At 35.2% G+C, this 18,015-nt stretch carries 20 protein-coding genes; 10 read left to right on the top strand and 10 right to left on the bottom strand.

Annotated elements, in window-relative coordinates; genetic code table 11:
- The first annotated feature begins 135 nt into the window (after nucleotides 1-135).
- From GQ46_RS11375 to GQ46_RS11360, 3 genes are all read left to right on the top strand, one after another.
- The gene (locus GQ46_RS11375; RefSeq protein WP_044401924.1) at nucleotides 136-570 is read left to right on the top strand and encodes a hypothetical protein; all 435 of its coding nucleotides are present in this window, start codon (nucleotides 136-138) and stop codon (nucleotides 568-570) included.
- 665 nt (nucleotides 571-1,235) lie between these two features.
- A complete protein-coding gene (locus tag GQ46_RS11365) occupies nucleotides 1,236-2,021 on the top strand; it encodes a sensor histidine kinase (RefSeq protein WP_231567354.1) in 786 nt (261 codons plus the stop codon).
- Nucleotides 2,011-2,694 (top strand): response regulator transcription factor, encoded by a 684-nt coding sequence (locus tag GQ46_RS11360; protein WP_044401918.1) that lies wholly within the window; start codon nucleotides 2,011-2,013, stop codon nucleotides 2,692-2,694. Before GQ46_RS11365 ends, GQ46_RS11360 begins: the two co-directional genes overlap by 11 nt.
- A 215-nt stretch (nucleotides 2,695-2,909) precedes the next feature.
- On the opposite strand, the gene GQ46_RS11355 is transcribed toward GQ46_RS11360, so the two are convergent.
- The 6 genes from GQ46_RS11355 to GQ46_RS11330 form a co-directional block, all read right to left on the bottom strand.
- Nucleotides 2,910-3,629 carry a hypothetical protein gene (locus GQ46_RS11355; RefSeq protein ID WP_044401916.1) on the bottom strand — a complete coding sequence of 240 codons (720 nt, stop codon included), beginning with the start codon at nucleotides 3,627-3,629 and terminating at the stop codon, nucleotides 2,910-2,912.
- 181 nt (nucleotides 3,630-3,810) lie between these two features.
- Nucleotides 3,811-4,530, bottom strand: a complete 720-nt coding sequence (locus GQ46_RS11350) for a Bax inhibitor-1 family protein (RefSeq protein WP_044401914.1) — start codon at nucleotides 4,528-4,530, stop codon at nucleotides 3,811-3,813.
- A 128-nt stretch (nucleotides 4,531-4,658) separates the two neighbouring features.
- Entirely contained in the window at nucleotides 4,659-5,096 is a 438-nt protein-coding gene (locus GQ46_RS11345) for a VapA/VapB family virulence-associated protein (RefSeq protein WP_044401912.1), read from the bottom strand.
- 165 nt (nucleotides 5,097-5,261) lie between these two features.
- The gene (locus tag GQ46_RS11340) at nucleotides 5,262-5,972 is read right to left on the bottom strand and encodes a zinc metallopeptidase (RefSeq protein WP_231567353.1); all 711 of its coding nucleotides are present in this window, start codon (nucleotides 5,970-5,972) and stop codon (nucleotides 5,262-5,264) included.
- A 305-nt stretch (nucleotides 5,973-6,277) separates the two neighbouring features.
- Nucleotides 6,278-9,157 (bottom strand): leucine--tRNA ligase, encoded by a 2,880-nt coding sequence (gene leuS, locus GQ46_RS11335; protein WP_044401910.1) that lies wholly within the window; start codon nucleotides 9,155-9,157, stop codon nucleotides 6,278-6,280.
- Nucleotides 9,158-9,373: 216 nt separating this feature from the next.
- Entirely contained in the window at nucleotides 9,374-9,928 is a 555-nt protein-coding gene (locus tag GQ46_RS11330) for a porin family protein (protein WP_044401908.1), read from the bottom strand.
- Nucleotides 9,929-10,094: 166 nt separating this feature from the next.
- On the opposite strand from GQ46_RS11330, the gene GQ46_RS11325 reads away from it, so the two are divergent.
- The 6 genes from GQ46_RS11325 to GQ46_RS11305 all read left to right on the top strand — a co-directional run bounded on the left by GQ46_RS11325 (nucleotide 10,095) and on the right by GQ46_RS11305 (nucleotide 14,371).
- The gene (locus tag GQ46_RS11325) at nucleotides 10,095-10,973 is read left to right on the top strand and encodes an ABC transporter permease (RefSeq protein WP_044401906.1); all 879 of its coding nucleotides are present in this window, start codon (nucleotides 10,095-10,097) and stop codon (nucleotides 10,971-10,973) included.
- A 213-nt stretch (nucleotides 10,974-11,186) separates the two neighbouring features.
- Nucleotides 11,187-11,333, top strand: coding sequence for a hypothetical protein (locus tag GQ46_RS17755; protein WP_156133190.1), 147 nt, complete (start codon nucleotides 11,187-11,189; stop codon nucleotides 11,331-11,333).
- Nucleotides 11,334-11,753: 420 nt separating this feature from the next.
- Entirely contained in the window at nucleotides 11,754-12,029 is a 276-nt protein-coding gene (locus GQ46_RS11320) for a DUF3098 domain-containing protein (protein WP_044401903.1), read from the top strand.
- 45 nt (nucleotides 12,030-12,074) lie between these two features.
- A complete protein-coding gene (locus GQ46_RS11315; RefSeq protein ID WP_044401901.1) occupies nucleotides 12,075-12,869 on the top strand; it encodes an undecaprenyl-diphosphate phosphatase in 795 nt (264 codons plus the stop codon).
- A 4-nt stretch (nucleotides 12,870-12,873) separates the two neighbouring features.
- A complete protein-coding gene (truB, locus tag GQ46_RS11310; RefSeq protein WP_044404975.1) occupies nucleotides 12,874-13,563 on the top strand; it encodes a tRNA pseudouridine(55) synthase TruB in 690 nt (229 codons plus the stop codon).
- Between the two features lie 88 nt (nucleotides 13,564-13,651).
- Complete coding sequence (locus GQ46_RS11305; protein ID WP_052503467.1) at nucleotides 13,652-14,371, top strand: TonB family protein; 720 nt, start codon at nucleotides 13,652-13,654, stop codon at nucleotides 14,369-14,371.
- 126 nt (nucleotides 14,372-14,497) lie between these two features.
- Here the strand turns inward: GQ46_RS11305 and GQ46_RS11300 are convergent, their stop codons facing one another.
- Entirely contained in the window at nucleotides 14,498-15,115 is a 618-nt protein-coding gene (locus tag GQ46_RS11300; RefSeq protein WP_044401897.1) for a thioredoxin family protein, read from the bottom strand.
- 105 nt (nucleotides 15,116-15,220) lie between these two features.
- Between GQ46_RS11300 and GQ46_RS11295 the strand changes: the two genes are divergently transcribed.
- Nucleotides 15,221-15,784, top strand: a complete 564-nt coding sequence (locus tag GQ46_RS11295; RefSeq protein ID WP_044401894.1) for a DNA-3-methyladenine glycosylase I — start codon at nucleotides 15,221-15,223, stop codon at nucleotides 15,782-15,784.
- 134 nt (nucleotides 15,785-15,918) lie between these two features.
- On the opposite strand, the gene aat is transcribed toward GQ46_RS11295, so the two are convergent.
- The 3 genes from aat to GQ46_RS11280 all read right to left on the bottom strand — a co-directional run bounded on the left by aat (nucleotide 15,919) and on the right by GQ46_RS11280 (nucleotide 17,952).
- Nucleotides 15,919-16,545 carry a leucyl/phenylalanyl-tRNA--protein transferase gene (gene aat, locus GQ46_RS11290; protein ID WP_044401892.1) on the bottom strand — a complete coding sequence of 209 codons (627 nt, stop codon included), beginning with the start codon at nucleotides 16,543-16,545 and terminating at the stop codon, nucleotides 15,919-15,921.
- 98 nt (nucleotides 16,546-16,643) lie between these two features.
- Nucleotides 16,644-17,015: a DUF3127 domain-containing protein gene (locus GQ46_RS11285; protein ID WP_044401889.1), complete on the bottom strand. Its 372-nt coding sequence runs from the start codon at nucleotides 17,013-17,015 to the stop codon at nucleotides 16,644-16,646.
- An 82-nt stretch (nucleotides 17,016-17,097) separates the two neighbouring features.
- Complete coding sequence (locus tag GQ46_RS11280; RefSeq protein WP_044401886.1) at nucleotides 17,098-17,952, bottom strand: flavin reductase family protein; 855 nt, start codon at nucleotides 17,950-17,952, stop codon at nucleotides 17,098-17,100.
- Nucleotides 17,953-18,015: the final 63 nt, after the last annotated feature.

Genomic DNA, 18,015 nt, shown 5'->3' with positions numbered 1-18,015 from the left:
AGCAAACATTCCATTTCCATTAACGTAAAATCACGGCGTATTAAAATCCAGTAGAAACCCCTGTTTTTACGAATAGTGTTTTTTATGTGAATTAGTATGCCTAGCTTTATCTCTTATTAATTAAAACCAAAATTTATGAGTAAGAATGAAGTAAAACTAAAGCCCGCTAAAAATTGGGCTAAAAATTGGCAACAGAAATATAAAAAGGAATGCAAGGCCTTTTTAATGCCAGCAATAGATTTAATAGAGGCACTCGAAGAAATGAACGTGCTGGTAAAACAAAAAGATGGTCACTACAGTATTCAAAATGTTGATTCTTCGGGCGTTCGTGCCTACATGGCCATTGATGAAGACATACAGGAAGGTAGAGGTGAAAAATTACTAATTGTTGGTACTAAAGTAGATTGTAAAGGCATTCATAGGGACATTATTGAGGGTGAGAAACCTACTGGTTGTGACGCATGCGAAGTAGATGCCACTGTAGCTGAATTGGAAGGTAGTGGTATTTTTGATTTTACAGACCCTTGTCCTAACACTTGTGATCCAAACAGTCCGTTATTCAATCCATAATATTCAAAACATCAAATGATGGAGGTAAAAGATTACCAACTGTTTTTTTCTAATCTTAGTAAATTATTATTATTTATTAATGCCATTCTATTTTTTAAATACTACATAAAACAAAAGAAAGTGTTTAAAATTTTTACTTGGTATTTACTTTTCATCTTTATACTACAAATTATATCATTTATATTTTGGTATAAAGGTAAAAATAATCTTTACCTCTCTCATTTCTATTTTATTATACAGTTTCTTTTCTTAAGTCTCTTTTATGCGACGCTTTTTAAAAGTAAAAAGCAAAAGATAACTGTTTTACTATCAGCTACCGTAGTGATATTGATAATTACAGTTCAATATGTTCAAACCCCTTCACTCTACCATAAATTTAACTTGTTAGAAATAGTATTAACCTCTTTAGTTATCGTTTCTTTCAGCGTCATTCATTTTTATAATTCTTTAACAGAAAAAACTGATTTCATTTATATCAACTCAGGAATTTTTATTTATCTTTTAAGTAGCACATTAATATTTTGTTCTGGTAATTTTGTAAACGAATCTAATGCTAGTTTGAACAAGTTTTTATGGTTATTTAATTCCATTCTTTTTGTTTTATATCAAGTGTTAATTTTTACCGAATGGTTCAAAAGCTATAGAAATAAGTAAAAATACAACCATTGAACGACAACACATTTATAAGTATAATTGGAATAAGTATTAGTTTACTTATTATCATGGCTGTTACACTCATTGCTTTTTTCCACCATACCAAAAAAAAGATTATTGAAAAGGAACAAGAAAAAGCCAGTTTAAAAATAACGCACCAACAAAAAATCTTACAAACTGCTATTGCTATTCAAGAGCGGGAGCGTAAGCGCATTGCTCAAGATTTACACGATGCCATTAGTTCTAAACTAAATATCATAAGCCTGTGCACAAACGTTTTACTTATAGATAAAACCATTAACGATAAACAAAAAACAGCCTTAGAACAAATACTAAACATCACCACGGGTACTTTAGAAAGCGCTCGTAAAATAGCGCATGACCTCTTACCTCCCATTTTAAATGAATTTGGTCTAAAAGCAGCTTTACAAGAATTGTTCGAAGACTGTTCTAAGCACACCAAAATAGCGATTGAAGATGATATTGAAGCCTTAACACGGCTCTCAAAAAACAATCAATTACATGTGTTTAGAATCGTCCAAGAACTCATTAACAATTCGGTAAGACATGGCAAAGCCAATGAGTTAGTGGTGTATATGGAGCAAAATGAGACCGGTTTTGTACTGCGTTATCAAGACAATGGTAAAGGGTTTGACGTTGATAAAATTAACGGAAATTCCGGTATCGGGCTACAAAACATAAAAAGTAGAATTAAGATTTTAAACGGCACTTTAAAAATAGAAAGCACGCCTAATAAAGGAAGCCAATTTATGATACGTTGCAATTATGACAAATAAAATAAAAATAGCATTAGCAGATGACGAACTTTTGTTTAGACAAGGTCTAAAAGCCATTTTAGAAAGCAATGAAACAATAGAAGTACTTTTTGATGTTGAAAACGGCGAGTACCTGATAAAAGAATTGCGCACTACGGAAATCTTGCCTGAGATCGTAATTACCGACCTTAAAATGCCGGAGCTTAATGGCGTAGAAGTCACTAAATTGATTAAAAAAGAGTTCCCAGAAATAAAAGTCATTGCGTTAACCAGTTACTTTAGTAAACCCTTTATTTTAAATATGATTTCTATTGGTGCGGTCGCTTACTTAGCAAAAAACAGCACGCCTGCTTTAATGATAAAGACTATTGAAGAGGTTGCAACCAAGGGGTTTTACTACGACGAACAGGTCATGCAATACATTCATGAAAGCATTGTTAATCCTGCAGATAAAAAAGTAAAGTCTAGTTTTGACACCACCTATTTCACCAAGCGTGAGACTGAAGTATTGACACTTATATGCAAACAATTAACCACTGGTGATATTGCTGAAAAACTGTTTATTAGTCCCAGAACAGTAGAGGGACACCGCAATAATTTACTGCTAAAAACAGAATCTAAAAACGTTGCTGGCCTGGTTATTTATGCGCTTAAAAATAAATTGGTGTCTTTAGAAAGTGATCGCTTTGATTAGACTGGTCTAGCTATAAACAATCAATACCATTTAATTAAATTTGCCATAGTAAAAAGGCCGACTAAAAATTACTTTTTAATCAACCTCTGTGATATAATACGGGCTTACTCTGCTTAACCTTAATTGAAAAAGTCAATCACCTAAAGCTTTAAAATAAAATAGTTGAGCTCCCCTAGTTATTGTTTTTAATATTACGGAGTGGATACTGGACTGTTTTAATCACAGGTCGTAGGACAAGGCGCCGTAAAATCTAAAACAGGACTGTCATCGGTCTTAGAAGACAACAATGCTCCTGCTCTATTTTTACCATAAAAAACGGTAGTCATTTTATTTTCCTTATTTAATCCCAATACCAGAGCAACACTTGCTACATTATCGTTATTTATTAAATAGGCTATCGCTTCTTGACCTATGGTAAAATGCTTTATACGCGTCCCGTCGTAAGACACTTTATCTTCTAAAGTAGCGCTGTCATTAATTGCTACTTCCCAATTTTTAAGGTAATCTGTTGCTGCACTTTTGTCTAAAATATGTTTCCTTACTGCTGCACTTTTAACACTCGTGATATCAAAAGCAGATTTACTATTGGTTTCTTCTTTAAGATTAAAACTACATACCTGCTGCTCCCCTTTTTGTAAGGCATCTACTGTCTGTCTTTCTTTTGTAAGACCTGAACAATAGATTTCTAATGTATTATTTTGAACACCTAAGAAAAAACGAAAAAAAGCAGTCTCTTCATTGTTTATAAGCTGTTGTAATACTTCTTTATCAAACGTATAAGAATACATTTTCTGTTCAGCATTAGAAAATAATGTTTTCAAATCTGCACTTTGCCAAGCCTCGTATTGATTAAGTATTTCTGTATTGGAAATTGGCACAGCAACTTCTTGTACGGTATCTTTAGAATCATCAGATGTTGAGCTACAGCCAAACAAGGCTAGGACAACAGAGGTTAATATTACTGGAATTAATTTTTTAATAAGGTTTACGTTTAATTGGTTTATGATTAAGTAACCAAAGAAAACGAAAACATTTCAATTCTTTAAACTAATTCTTAAATAATACAAAAGCTCCTGAGCGTATCAGGAGCCTTTGTGTTCTTATATATAAAGAGTTTTAGTTTCTAGACATAAAAATTCTTAATATATACCAGAATAGCAGCATTAACGAAGCAAATAAGCCCAATGCAGCGGGAATGTAATCGTCTTCGGTATATTTATTAATCATATTAGAGGTTTGATACAAGATACTGCCACCAGCCAGTAAACACATGCCTACTGAAAACCATAATCCCATATTAAATCCGAATAGACTACCAGCGACAATCAAACCTAAAGCAATAAAAAAACCAATGGTTAGTCCTGTTTTCAAAAAAGAAAAGTCCTTTTTGGTCACAAACACTACGGCAGATAAGCCTGCAAACAACCCCAAGGTTACAATTGCGGCCTGCTGCAAAATTTCAGTGCCTTGATCCATATAATAAGCCGCAACATAGATCATGGGTATAAAAATAAAAGCTTCTGCCAATATATACAGCCCGAAAGCTAAGTATTGTTTGTTTTTATCGGCTGTTCGCATGGCCATGCCTTCAGCATAATTAGTAATTAGCATAAAACCGCCAAGCATTAATAGCCATTTTATGCCTTCGGTCATTGAAAGCGCAAACTTCACAATCATGTCACTTTGCAATAACATATATTCAAAAACAATAAAGGCTAAAACACCAAAAGCAACATGGGTATAGGTTTTTTTATAAAAAGCAACGCGATCTTGTTCCGCCAAGGCGCTAACCGCCACTTTTGTTTGCGGCACATGATTTTCAAAAGAATTATCCATAAAATAGGTTTTTTAGATTTAGGGTTTAAATATAAAAAAAAAGAAACCGAATCATTTATAAACGATTCGGTTTTAGATTTAATAAATACACATTTCTATATACTTAGGTTTGGTATTGGCTTAAAATACTAAGACCAGCTTCCAGAACCACCACCTATACCAGCGACCGTACTTACAGCGCCTGCTTGAAACGTTCCTAGCACATTGCTATTACCATCAAAAAATATAAGGCTTGTATACACTGGTGTCGCATTAAACTGAAAGCTTTTAGTGTCTTTATACAAGCGATTAATATCACTCGTATACACATCTCCTATTAAAGCACCGCCTCCAGGAGTAGATGCGCCTCCAGCATTACCATTAAATGATTTTCCTCCAGTGACATTTACTTGAAACTTCAAGTAAAAAATAAAACTTGCCACGCTGCCATTCGCCGGATAAGATTGTGTAGTAGCTGTAATCGATTCTACTGCAGCATCAATTTTTTTCTGATCTAAAACACCTGTGTTTTTAGTCATAAAGTCGTGAGCAATGAGGGTGCTCATTTGTTCTTGTGTTGTTTCCATAATTCAATGTTTAAATGATTAATATGAAAACAAAGTTGCAAAGAAATAAAGTGCATTTTCAGCGTAGTTTCCCTGAAAGTTAAAACCAGGTATAATTCCGTAGTTGCTCATTATTCTAAGGAAAACAAATTGTATTCCACCCAAAGCAAAACCCTATTTTAAACATTAGTCTCTGCCACCAAAAACCTGCAACGCCCAAAATAATAATGAAGCAATGGCACCAATGGCTGCAACTAAATACGTTCTTGCCGCCCATTTTAAAGCGTCTTCAGACCCTTTATATTCTTCTGGTGTTACCATATTCTTGTTTTTCAACCAAGCTAAGGCTCTATGACTTGCGTCATATTCCACAGGCAATGTAATGACACTAAATAAGGTCGCAAAGCCCATCATTATTAATCCGGCAATGGCGATGTATTGTCCGGTGCCGCCCAGCATATTAGTCGCCATCAATATAATACCACCAATAATAACAAATTGAGACATGCTAGATGTTATTTGCACGACAGGAACTAATTTTGAGCGCATGGTTAACCACTGGTAAGCCGTAGCATGTTGTACGGCATGGCCACATTCGTGAGCTGCAACCGCTGCAGCTGCTGCATTCTTTTGATTGTAAACCGCTTCACTTAAATTCACTGTTTTATTCACTGGATTATAGTGATCTGTTAATCGACCCGGTGTAGAAATCACCTCGACATTACGAATACCGTGATCTGCGAGCATTTTTCTTGCTATTTCTGCGCCACTCATACCATTGCGTAAATGCACTTTAGAGTACTTGGCAAACTTTTTCTTCAATTGATTACTCACCAGCCAGCTCACCAAAGAAATAGCGCCAATTAGAATGTAGTAACCCATATATCCTGAAATCATAATTTTAGTTTTAAATTCTATATAAATATAGCAAAAAGCAAGCCATTCTTTAACAGGAAATTTTGTCAGTTTTAGGGTCTTAATTGGTTAAAATATTAGGCGATTATCAGGCTTTCTATGGTGCTTTAGTGTCAGTACTACGTGTGAAAAGGATATGCAAAGCTTAGGGTTTTTTACAAAAAAATCAATGCTTCTCTTTCAAAAGGTTTTAATAAGAAAAAAGCGCAGTAATCTTTTGAAATTTAGTTTATTACAAAAAGATTACTGCGCTTATTATTCGCTCGCAATGCCGTTAAATTAATGTTTTACTCAACAATATTTACAATCTTACCAGGAACCACAATTACTTTTTTAGGGCTACGCCCTTCTAATTGGGCAATGGTTTTCTCGTGAGCGAGTACTGTTTTTTCAATCTCGTCTTTACTCATATCTAATGGCAACTCTAGGGTAAAACGCATTTTACCATTAAAAGAAATGGGATAATTTTTACTGCTTTCTACTAAATGACTTGGGTCAAATTTTGGAAAAGGAGCTGTTGCTATCGATTCCGAATTTCCTAGCATGTTATATAATTCCTCAGCAATATGAGGCGCATAAGGCGAAATCAACACCAATAAAGGTTCTAATATGTCCTTGCTTGTACACTTTTGTGCCGTTAACTCATTTACAGCAATCATAAAGGTAGACACCGAGGTGTTAAAAGAGAAATGCTCAATATCTTCTTGTACTTTTTTGATGGTTTTGTGTAATGTTTTTAGGTTGTCTTTTGTGGCTTCTGCGTTGTTTACATTGACACCATTTTCACCAACATAGAGTTTCCATAGCTTTTTAAGAAAACTGTGTACGCCTGTGATACCAGCCGTATTCCATGGTTTGTATTGCTCTAATGGCCCCAAAAACATTTCGTAGAGCCTAAGGCTGTCTGCGCCATAATCGACACAAATCTGGTCTGGATTGACTACGTTGTATTTGGATTTAGACATTTTTTCGACGTCTCTTCCAACTTTATAAACGCTATCTTCTAAAATGAATTCTGCTTTTGCATAATCTTCACCAAATTCACTATCATTTTTTAGTCCTTCAATATCTAATTCATCTGATGCATTGACATATTTAACTTTAACATGAATATGCAATACTTTTCTACCTTCGGTTAAACCTTTAGAAAAATATTTGTTAGTGTTTTCTTCTCTATATACAAAAGCACTAGTCCCCAAAATCATACCTTGATTAATCAACTTCTTAAAAGGTTCTTCAACGTTTACAAATCCGCGATCTTTTAGTAATTTCACCCAAAAACGGGAGTATAATAAATGCCCTGTAGCATGCTCTGCACCGCCAATATATAAATCGACGTTTTCCCAGTATTTTAGAGCATCTTCGCTTGCAAAAACAGCATCTCTTTTGCTTTCTGCACCTGTCGTTTGACCAGGTTCCATATAACGGAAAAAGTACCACGAACTTCCTGCCCAACCCGGCATGGTGTTTAGTTCTAAGGGGTGAATGCTTGTATTATTTATTTTATCGTTGCTAACGACTGTATTACTTTCGGTATCCCAAGCCCAAACATCGGCACGACCTAAAGGTGGCTCGCCTGCTTCGGTTGGTAAATATTTTTCTACTTCTGGCAAAGTGATTGGCAAATGTTGTTTGGCAATCATTTGTGGCATGCCGTTAACATAATACACAGGAAAAGGTTCTCCCCAATACCGTTGTCTTGAAAACACGGCATCACGCAAACGGTAATTGGTTTTACCTTCGCCCTGACCTAATTGTTCTAATTCAAAAATAGCACGCTTTGTGGCTTTTTTATAGTTCATGCCATTAAGGAAATCGCTATTTCCAATCACCGTTTTCTCTTTGTCTGCAAAGGCTGCTTCGCTAATGTCTACCCCTTCAAAAATATTAGGGATTTCTATATTAAAATGTTTTGCAAAATCGTAGTCCCTTTGGTCACCACAGGGCACAGACATTACGGCTCCAGTGCCGTAACCCGCTAACACATAGTCCCCAATCCAAATGGGAATGGGTTCTTTTGTAAAAGGATGTTCTGCGTAAGCTCCTGTGAAGACTCCCGAGATTGTTTTTACATCGGCCATGCGTTCGCGTTCGCTACGTTTGGCTGTTTTTTCTATATACGCTTCAACTTCGGCTTTTTGTTCTACTGTTGTGATTTTAGATACCAGTTCGTGTTCTGGTGCAAGCGTCATGAAAGACACACCAAAGATCGTGTCTGGACGGGTCGTAAATACTTCTATTTTGTGAGGTGCTTCGACAGGCTCAGCATGACTTTTGGTTTCACTCGCAAAGACGTTAAAAGTAACACTGGCCCCTACTGATTTCCCAATCCAGTTACGCTGTGTTTCCTTAAGAGAATCTGTCCAATCGAGGCCTTCTAAGCCTTGAAGTAAACGCTCTGCATACGCAGAAATACGCATGCTCCATTGGGTCATTTTTTTACGTACTACCGTATGCCCGCCACGTTCAGACACTCCATTTACAATTTCATCATTCGCTAAAACGGTTCCTAAAGCCGGACACCAATTAACTTCAGTTTCAGCTAAATAGGTTAATCTATATTTTAAAAGAATTTCTTGTTTCTTTTCAGATGAAAAACCTTTCCAGTCTTCAGCAGTAAATGTTTCCACGTCATCATCACAAGCGACATTAACTTCTGCGGTACCATTTAAAGAAAACACATAGATTAGTTCGTTGATGTGCTTTGCTTTATTATCATTATAGCAATAATACGATTCGAATAATTGAATAAAAATCCATTGGGTCCATTTATAGTATTCCGGACTTGAGGTACGTACTTCTCTACTCCAATCGAATGAAAAACCTATTTGATCCAATTGCCGTCTATAGGTTTTGATATTTGTTTCTGTTGTTAGTGCAGGATGTTGACCTGTTTGAATGGCGTACTGCTCTGCAGGCAACCCAAAACTATCATACCCTTGTGGGTGTAATACATTAAACCCTTTATGACGCTTGTAACGTGCATAGATATCACTCGCAATATAACCCAACGGATGCCCAACATGCAACCCTGCACCTGAAGGATAAGGAAACATGTCTAAAACATAATATTTTGGTTTTTCACTGGTGTTTGAAGCTATAAACGTTTGGTTTTTTGCCCAATAATCTTGCCACTTCTTTTCGATTTGATTGAAATCGTATTTCATTTGATTCTATATAAACTTAATATATTGACGGATGGAATGCACATAAACCCAACCTCAAAAAATTGAGGTTTACACAAAAGCATTTCATTGTATTTTCTTCTTTTAACAAGGAACAAATTTAAACTTTACTAGTCAAATAGCCTATAGCTTCGAGAAGTTATTAAATAAAAAAGGTGCCTTGAATTCAAGGCACCTTTTTTATTTGGGTAGTACTCCTTAAAACTTATAGCCCAATGAAACTTGAAATACACTATTTTTAATATCTGGATTCTCTGCTACAGTAGTAATACCATAATTATAGCGGGTTTGAATAAATAGATTAGAGGAAACAGCATAACCTAAACCAATATTTAATCCAAAATCAAAACTAGAAGCATCGGTCTCTGCATCAGGAATAGCGCTGTCATTAAAGACAGCTTTATCATTGACTAAAAATGACATTTGAGGACCAGCTTCTAAACTAAATTTATCAGACAGATAATACTTAGCCATTAGCGGTAAGGCTAAATAATCTACTTTAATTTTTACAAAGTTATTGGCTTCTGAACCTTGTCTGGAATATAATAATTCTGGCTGAAGTGAAAATTTATCACTTAGTTTAATCTCAGCAAATGTGCCAATATGAAACCCTATAAGGTTGTTTCTATCAGCTTCTCCTCCCGTGAAGTTTGAAATATTAAGTCCTGTTTTTACTCCAAAATCTACATCTTGGGCATTCATTGCATTCGATAATCCAAAAACTGCGGTAATTACTAGTAATACTTTTTTCATAATTTATGTTTTAATTAATATGAAGAGGGCTGACCCAAAAACTGTGCCAACGGTAAAAACTAAATATCTTCATATAATAATACAACACTATTAAAACTTTAAGCGTTGTAAACTGATAGGTATTCATTTTCTTTATTATTTTTACACGATAAACCAATATACTTTTATGAGCTCATCTTACGAACAATATCAAAAACGTCGCTTAATTTCTTCATACATTTCTGTAGTATTAAGTATTGCTTTGGTTTTGTTTCTGTTGGGTATATTGGGTCTTTTTGTTTTAAACGCTAAAAAAGTAGCCGATCATTTTAAGGAAAAAGTAACCGTAACTATTTTTTTAAAAGATACGGCCAAGGATGTTGAAGTCAAGCAGCTTGAAAAAAGTTTGGCGATGGCAGACTATGTAAAATCAACTGCTTATGTGTCAAAAGATCAGGCTTTAGAGTCTATGAAAGCTGAAAGTGGTGAAGATGTGTTGGATTTTTTAGGGTTTAATCCGTTAAAGAATTCGATTGATGTAAACTTAAAAGCAGATTTTGTGACCTCGGAAAAACTGGAAAGCATTACAACAGAAGCCTTATCTAAAAACTTTGTTGATGAGATAAGTTATGATAAAGATTTGGTTGCGCAAATGAATGATAATGTAAAGAAAATTAGTTTTTGGATTTTACTTATTAGCGGTTTGTTTACTTTAATTGCCGTGTTACTTATAAATAGTTCTATTCGTTTAGCCGTCTATTCTAAACGTTTCACCATTAAAACCATGCAAATGGTAGGCGCAACCAAGCATTTTATTCGTCGCCCTTTTGTGTGGCAAAGTGTAAAACTAGGTGCTATTGGCGCTGCTTTAGCCTTAATAGGCATGGCTATTGTACTCTATTTCGTGGATAAAACATTCCCTGAGTTGGCCTTTGTAAAACAACCTGCATTAATTATTGTTTTGTTTGTTTTTGTTTTTGCCTTAGGGATCTTTATTACCTGGATTTCTACGTTTATTGCTACCCAGCGTTTTTTGAATTTGAATACTGATAAATTGTACTATTAATAGTAACAATCTTTAACTTTATTATCAACACTATATAAACGGTTTTGTAGTTCTCTTTATTTAATTAAAAAAAATGTATATTGACCCCATCAATATTTTTATTGACCTTGTTAAAAACAAAACCAATGTACCGGCTAATCTTTGTTTAGTATTAAATTGATAGAAACCAATTAGGGGTCAAATAGAACAATTTTGAAAAAAAATAGCATCCATATGAAACGAGTAACCTTTGTATTTCTGGGTATTTTAGTCATTACTGCTTCAGTGCTGTTGACGCAAAATAAAACGCACCAACAAGAATCCGCTAGCATCGTTAAAGCAGATTTGAAAAAAAATAAATTACCTGAAGTATTTGATTAAGTTTTAAGGCTTTGCAAGTCATCGCTTTGGTGACAACTATGCATAAAACCACTTTTAATTTAGCGCAGTGTTGCCTTATTAAGGTTGCTGCTATTTCGGCACATTAAGTTCAAGTATTATTGTTTTTAAAACAGGCAGACTACACGTTTAAAGTATTGGTAGTTAACAATTAGCTATATCGTAGCTATTATGGAAAATCCTTTAAAAGATATACGCTTTCATAATAATCATAGCGCATACCACTAAGTTAACCTGGTTTCGAACTCCGATTAAATTTAGGCACACGACACGCAAAAGTTTTAAATAAAACCGTTACTTTGCAGGAGTCAAAAAATTTGGGTACTATAGTAACCTAAGAACATAGCACACAACGTACTGTTGTGATCATATTATTTTTTCAGAACTTAAGTAAATACTACTGTGGGAGAACAAAAACGTAAAGAAATAGACACACAAGATAATAGTGAATTTATCTTTGGAAGACGTAACTATAAATTCATGTTTATAGGTTTAGCATGCATCGTTATTGGTTTTATTTTAATGTCTGGTGGCGGGAGTGACGACCCAAATGTATTTAACGAAGACATATTTCATTGGAGACGTATTCGTCTCGCACCAACTTTAGTTTTAATAGGCTTTGGCATTCAGATTTATGCGATATTAACGCGATCTAAAAATCCGGAAGCTAAAAACTAACTACAGAACATTATTTTCTTTATTCTATTTTGATAGTTTTGCCCAATGAATATCATCGATTCAATTATTTTAGGTATTGTACAAGGACTCACTGAGTTTTTACCCGTTTCTTCAAGTGGTCATTTAGAACTTGGCAAAGCCATTTTGGGTGATCATTCTGTGCCAGAAGAAAGCCTTTTATTTACTGTAGTCTTGCACTTCGCGACAGCCTTAAGTACCCTCGTTATTTTTAGAAAAGATATTTTAGAAATTATTAAGGGGCTATTTAAACCTCAATTTAATGAAGACCGCCAATTTGTAATAAAAATTATTATCTCAATGTTACCCGCCGTTTTTGTTGGTTTGTTTTTTGAAGAACAACTTGAACAATTTTTTGGAGGGAACATCCTATTAGTTGGTTTTATGCTACTTATTACTGGTTTATTGCTCTATCTAGCTGATAAAGCGAAAGACACAAACAAAAAGATTTCTTTTAAAAACGCGCTTATAATAGGGGTTTCGCAAGCCATAGCCATGCTTCCTGGTATTTCACGTTCTGGAGCAACAATATCTACCTCGGTATTATTAGGAAACGATAAAACAAAAGCTGCACGCTTTTCCTTTTTAATGGTCGTGCCTTTAATTTTTGGAAAAATTGCAAAAGATATCATGAGTGGTGATTTGTCTTTTGAAAGCAATAATATTATGTCACTTTCAGCTGGTTTTATTGCTGCTTTTATCGCAGGATTATTTGCGTGTACATGGATGATTGCTATCGTAAAGAAAAGTAAATTACAGTACTTTGCTATTTACTGTTTCATCGTAGGGCTAATCGCTATTGGCTTTTCATTATTTAATTAAATTCATGACTGCAGAAGACTACCAAGCCGGACAGGTTTTATTAATAGATAAGCCGTTACACTGGACTTCTTTTCAGGCAGTAAACAAACTGCGCTGGGAAATTCGTCAAGCCTACAATATTAAAAAAATAAAAGTGGGTCACGCTGGTACTTTAGACCCATTAGCGACTGGTTTATTAGTGATTTGCACGGGCAAAATGACCAAGCAAATTGATAGCTTTCAAGGTCAAACTAAAGAATACACAGGTACTATTGTTTTGGGCAGTACCACACCTTCTTTTGATTTAGAAACCGAAATAAACGAAACCTTTGCAACAGAACATATTACAGAAGCTTTAATACATGAAACCACCAAACAATTTATTGGGGAGATCGATCAGTTTCCACCAGTCTTTTCTGCACTAAAAAAGGACGGGAAACGCTTATATGAATTTGCAAGAGCAGGAGAAGCCGTTGACATAAAATCTCGAAAAATCACTATTGAAGCTTTTGAAATCACCCATATTAATAACAATACTATCGCTTTTAGAGTGGTGTGTAGTAAAGGGACTTACATTCGCTCATTAGCGCATGATTTTGGCAAAGCTTTAAACTCTGGTGGGCATCTTTCAGCATTGCGTCGCACAAAAATTGGCAACTTTACTGTTGATGATGCACTATCCATTGAAGAATTTATTAAAAAGTTAAAACCTTAATAATTAGACGATTTAGTCTTTTTTTTCGTTTTAATCGTATATATTGCACTCGCTACTTAATCTATAATTAATTTTTACCTACTTGAAATTGAATAATTCAAATAAAGCTTTAGCCATCACGATCTTAATAGTCTGTACTATGACCCTTTCTGTGGTTAGTATTGAATTCCGCACCTACAACAAAGACGTTGCTGAAATGATTATTGACGTTACTCCTGAAACTATTTTAGAAGAGACTGAAGAAACAGCGGACATCAATAATGACAATTCCCCAAAAACCAATAAAGGCTTTAACGAAACAGAAAACTATAAGCATTTTGCAGAGGCCTATAAACCCATTGCACCACCAAAAGATTTTGAGGATCCACGGTTAACGAATAGCAAAGAAGAGCCTTATGAAATTAAGACCGCACCAAAAAACACTGCGGATGCTTCCATGCAAAATGAAGAACTTACTGCTTTTGAAAGTGTTAACAGTATTTTAAAGAAGCGCTCAAATGCGGCTCAGAATAGTAAATCTCAAGCTGTAGCAAATAAAAACAGTTCTATTAGTTATTCACTTAAAGACAGAACGGCTGGGTTTTTACCCATTCCAATTTATTTATGTGATGCCAATGGAAAAATTGTAGTAAACATTACAGTAAATGCGAATGGTAAAGTAATAGACACCTCTATAAATAATGCCTCAAATTCTAATAACGAATGCTTGCAGGAACATGCTTTAGAATTTGCTAAAAAAGCACGATTTAACGGTGCTTCGAAAGCGTCTCAGATAGGTACAATTACCTTCAACTTTGAAGGAAGATAACCCCCGTTTTATCACTTACAGTACTTTTGATGGTTCTCAAAATGGTCTCGAGAAGTACTTCGTATGAGCAAAAAGTTTTGACACTAAATACTTGAAAAAGCATACCACTCCAAATGTTACAAACACTTACTTTATTATGCTAAGTAAATCATTAATGGCGGTTTGACCTTTATCTTTGTTGTACCAAAGCTGTAACGCTTCTTTAAATTCTGGTGTTAAAGTAAGATGTTCTGCTTTGTATGCGTTTACTAATCTCGTGGCCTCACTTGGTCGTGGCCCAAAGGTGTTTTTTATAGTACCTGTTTCATTATCAATATGTATTAACATTGGAATGGCCTGCCCTCCGTTGGTTAAAAACTGATGCATCAATTCAGGATTCTCGTCACGTAAAACGACCTTAAAATCAATCCCATCATTTAATGCTGCTATTTTATGCATTACAGGTAATAAATGCGCCGCATCACCGCACCAACTTTCAGTTAAAACTAACCAGGTTTGATTTATTTTTAACTTTTCTATCTCCTTTTTAATGCCTTCTGAAACTTTAATTGTTTTATCCCAACGCTTCATACGCCTGTCATTAAGCATGGTGTAATTCGCTAAAGCTTCGGTTTTTTCGTTTCCCGTTGTAGATCCTGCTTCAACTAATCGTGTTACCAACGCCCTATAGTCCTCATAGCTTGTCGCTTTCAGTAAACTATTGGTTATAATTGTCTTTAAATCTATGTTCTTAGTGGCTTCCATACTACAAAAATAAGGTTACTTTTATAACTATTAAGTAACAGTTGTTACATTAGTAGCACAATATAAATTTCCTTACAACCCATAATGGACATAAAATAAAAAGCGATGACAACACACAAATGCGGCTGGTGTATTGGAGATGATTTGTACGAGGCCTATCACGATAACGAATGGGGCGTTCCCATTTATAATGACCACCAGTTATTCGAATTTTTAATTTTGGAAACCTTTCAGGCTGGATTAAGCTGGATTACCATTTTACGTAAGCGTGAAAACTTTCGTTTAGCTTTTGATTTTTTCGATTACAAAAAAATTGCAAAATACGGTGAGACTAAAAAAGAATCTTTACTGCAAAATGCAGGTATCATAAGAAATAAGTTAAAGATAAATGCGACCATATCTAATGCCCAAGCGTTTATGGAAGTTCAAGAAGAGTTTGGCAGTTTTAGCAAATACATTTGGAGCTTTGTTGATGGGAAACCGATAAAAAACAAAGTGAAGCATTATAAAGCAGCACCTGCAAACACCCCTTTAAGCGATACCTTAAGTAAAGATTTAAAAAAACGCGGGTTTAAATTTGTAGGCAGCACAGTTGTTTATGCATATATGCAAGCCACGGGCATGGTCAATGATCATGAGATTGGGTGTTTTAGGTATCATAAAGCGTGAGTGCTTTGGTAAATATAACTATTGTTCGTTCGCATGAAATTATTTATTAAGAATTCTATATCGAGAACTAAATATTAAAGACGCCTCAATATGCTTTTTTGTCCTGTATCAAAAATCTCTTACAGTGACGTGGTTTAGTCTAAATACTCCAAAAAGGCCCCTCTAGAAATCTCCTTGGCTCCCAAGCTTTCCAAATGACTGGTATACACCTGGCAGTCGATTAACTTATACTCTGAGTTTTGAATAAACGTGATAAATGCTGCTTTACTGGCATTACTTTCTTTAGCAAACATACTCTCACCACAAAAAACACCATTATTTAAATCGACACCATATAAGCCACCTATTAGTTCATTTTGTTTCCAGACTTCTATGGATTTTGCTAGGCCAAGTTCATGGAGTTCACAATAGGCTTCTATCATATTATTCGTAATCCAGGTACCTGATTGTCCGTCGCGTTTTGCTTTGGCACATGCGGTAATAACAGCTTTAAAGTCTTTGTTTACGGTGACCTCATAATCGCAATTTCTCATGAATTGCTGCATGCTTTTTGACACTTTTAAATCTTTAGGAAACAAAACAAACCGTGGATCTGGTGACCACCATAAAATCAGCTCATCTTCATTAAACCAAGGAAAAATACCACTGTTGTAAGCGATAATTAAGCGCGCAACAGACAAATCACCACCTACAGCAAGCAAGCCTTCTTCGTCGGCCTCATTGACCTCTGGGAATATGAGTTGTTGGGTTAAGAGCTGCATATACTTTATTAATTTACTAAAATAAAAAAACCCCGATGAAAAGTATCACCGAGGTAAAGTTTTATAAGATTTCCGCGTTTGCGGAAATGACAAATCTACTAAAAAGGTAAATCGTCGTGATCTTCTTCTTTTAAGTCGGTTGCTGGCTCAAAAGCAGCTGGTGGTACTTCTGGGGCTCCTGTAGGCGCTCCAGCTTGCACACCTTCTATTCTCCATCCTTGAATAGAATTAAAATATTTAGTTTCTCCTTGTGGATTAACCCATTCTCTACCGCGTAAGTTGATGTTTACTTTTACATCTTGACCTTCTTTGTAGTTATTTAATAAATCGCATTTATCTTGAACAAATTCCACCAAAATGTGCTGTGGATATTGTTCTTCTGTCGTTACAACCAATTCTCTTTTTCTAAACCCATTACTTCCAAATGTCTGAGTTTCTCCAATTAACTTTACTTTACCTTGTACTTCCATTATCTATATAATTATTAAATATTCGTCTCATTTATAATGCACTCGTTTAAGCAGCAACCCTTAAATAAGCTCAATCGTACTGTTATAATAACAATACTTTCCACGCACTTTCTACATCTCCAAAACTCAGCAAATGTTGTGCCTTTTTATGTCTCTCTACTTCAGAGAGTGATGAAATGTCATGTTTTTCACCAAATGCTGTAATGACAGCTTTACTTGGCAGCTTTTCAACATTACCCAGCAAACCTAAATCGTTACCTGTAAGAATTTTGCTTGTTCTCACGCTATTTGGCAACGCATCAACACCAATGCCTAATGTAGACAATGGCTTAGGAATTTCAAAAAAACCATTTTTCGCTCGGCTATAATAACTGCCACCCGCACGTGCGACTAAATCCAGTTTTTCCTGATCTATACTTCCGTTTTCGGCTAGAACATCAGTATTAATATGCAATTTAACCACTTCACAAACAATTAAATTACCAGCTCCACCTTGAGTGCCTAGTTTGATAATCTCATTGACCTTACATTCAAACTGTATAGGCGATTCTGCAACGCGAAAGGGTTTGACCAAATCGCTTTTCAGCATGGTTAATCCCGCCTTTTCAAACTCATTTACGCCCTCTGCATACTCTGTACTGCTTAAGGACATTTGCTGAACGATGTTGAAATTTACCACGTTAATCACAACTTCTTTTGTGCTTTCCGCATTTTCCAATGTATGTTTCGTGGTATTATCTCTCACACGGCGTGCGGGTGAAAAAATCATAATTGGTGGATTAGCGCTAAACACATTAAAAAAGCTAAATGGCGATAAATTCGGGTTTCCGTTTTCGTCTATTGTACTAGCAAATGCTATAGGTCTAGGTGCTACTGCACTTAATAAATACCCGTGTAATGCTGCGGTTTCTAATTCCTTTGGTTCAAAAGACGTCATGGACTAATTTTATGCCACAAATGTAGCCAATCTGTAAATGTTATAAAAATGATTTGGGAGACT

The sequence above is a fragment of the Lacinutrix sp. Hel_I_90 genome, assembly GCF_000934685.1.
GTDB lineage: Bacteria > Bacteroidota > Bacteroidia > Flavobacteriales > Flavobacteriaceae > Lacinutrix.
This window is presented reverse-complemented; position numbering and strand designations above follow the sequence as displayed.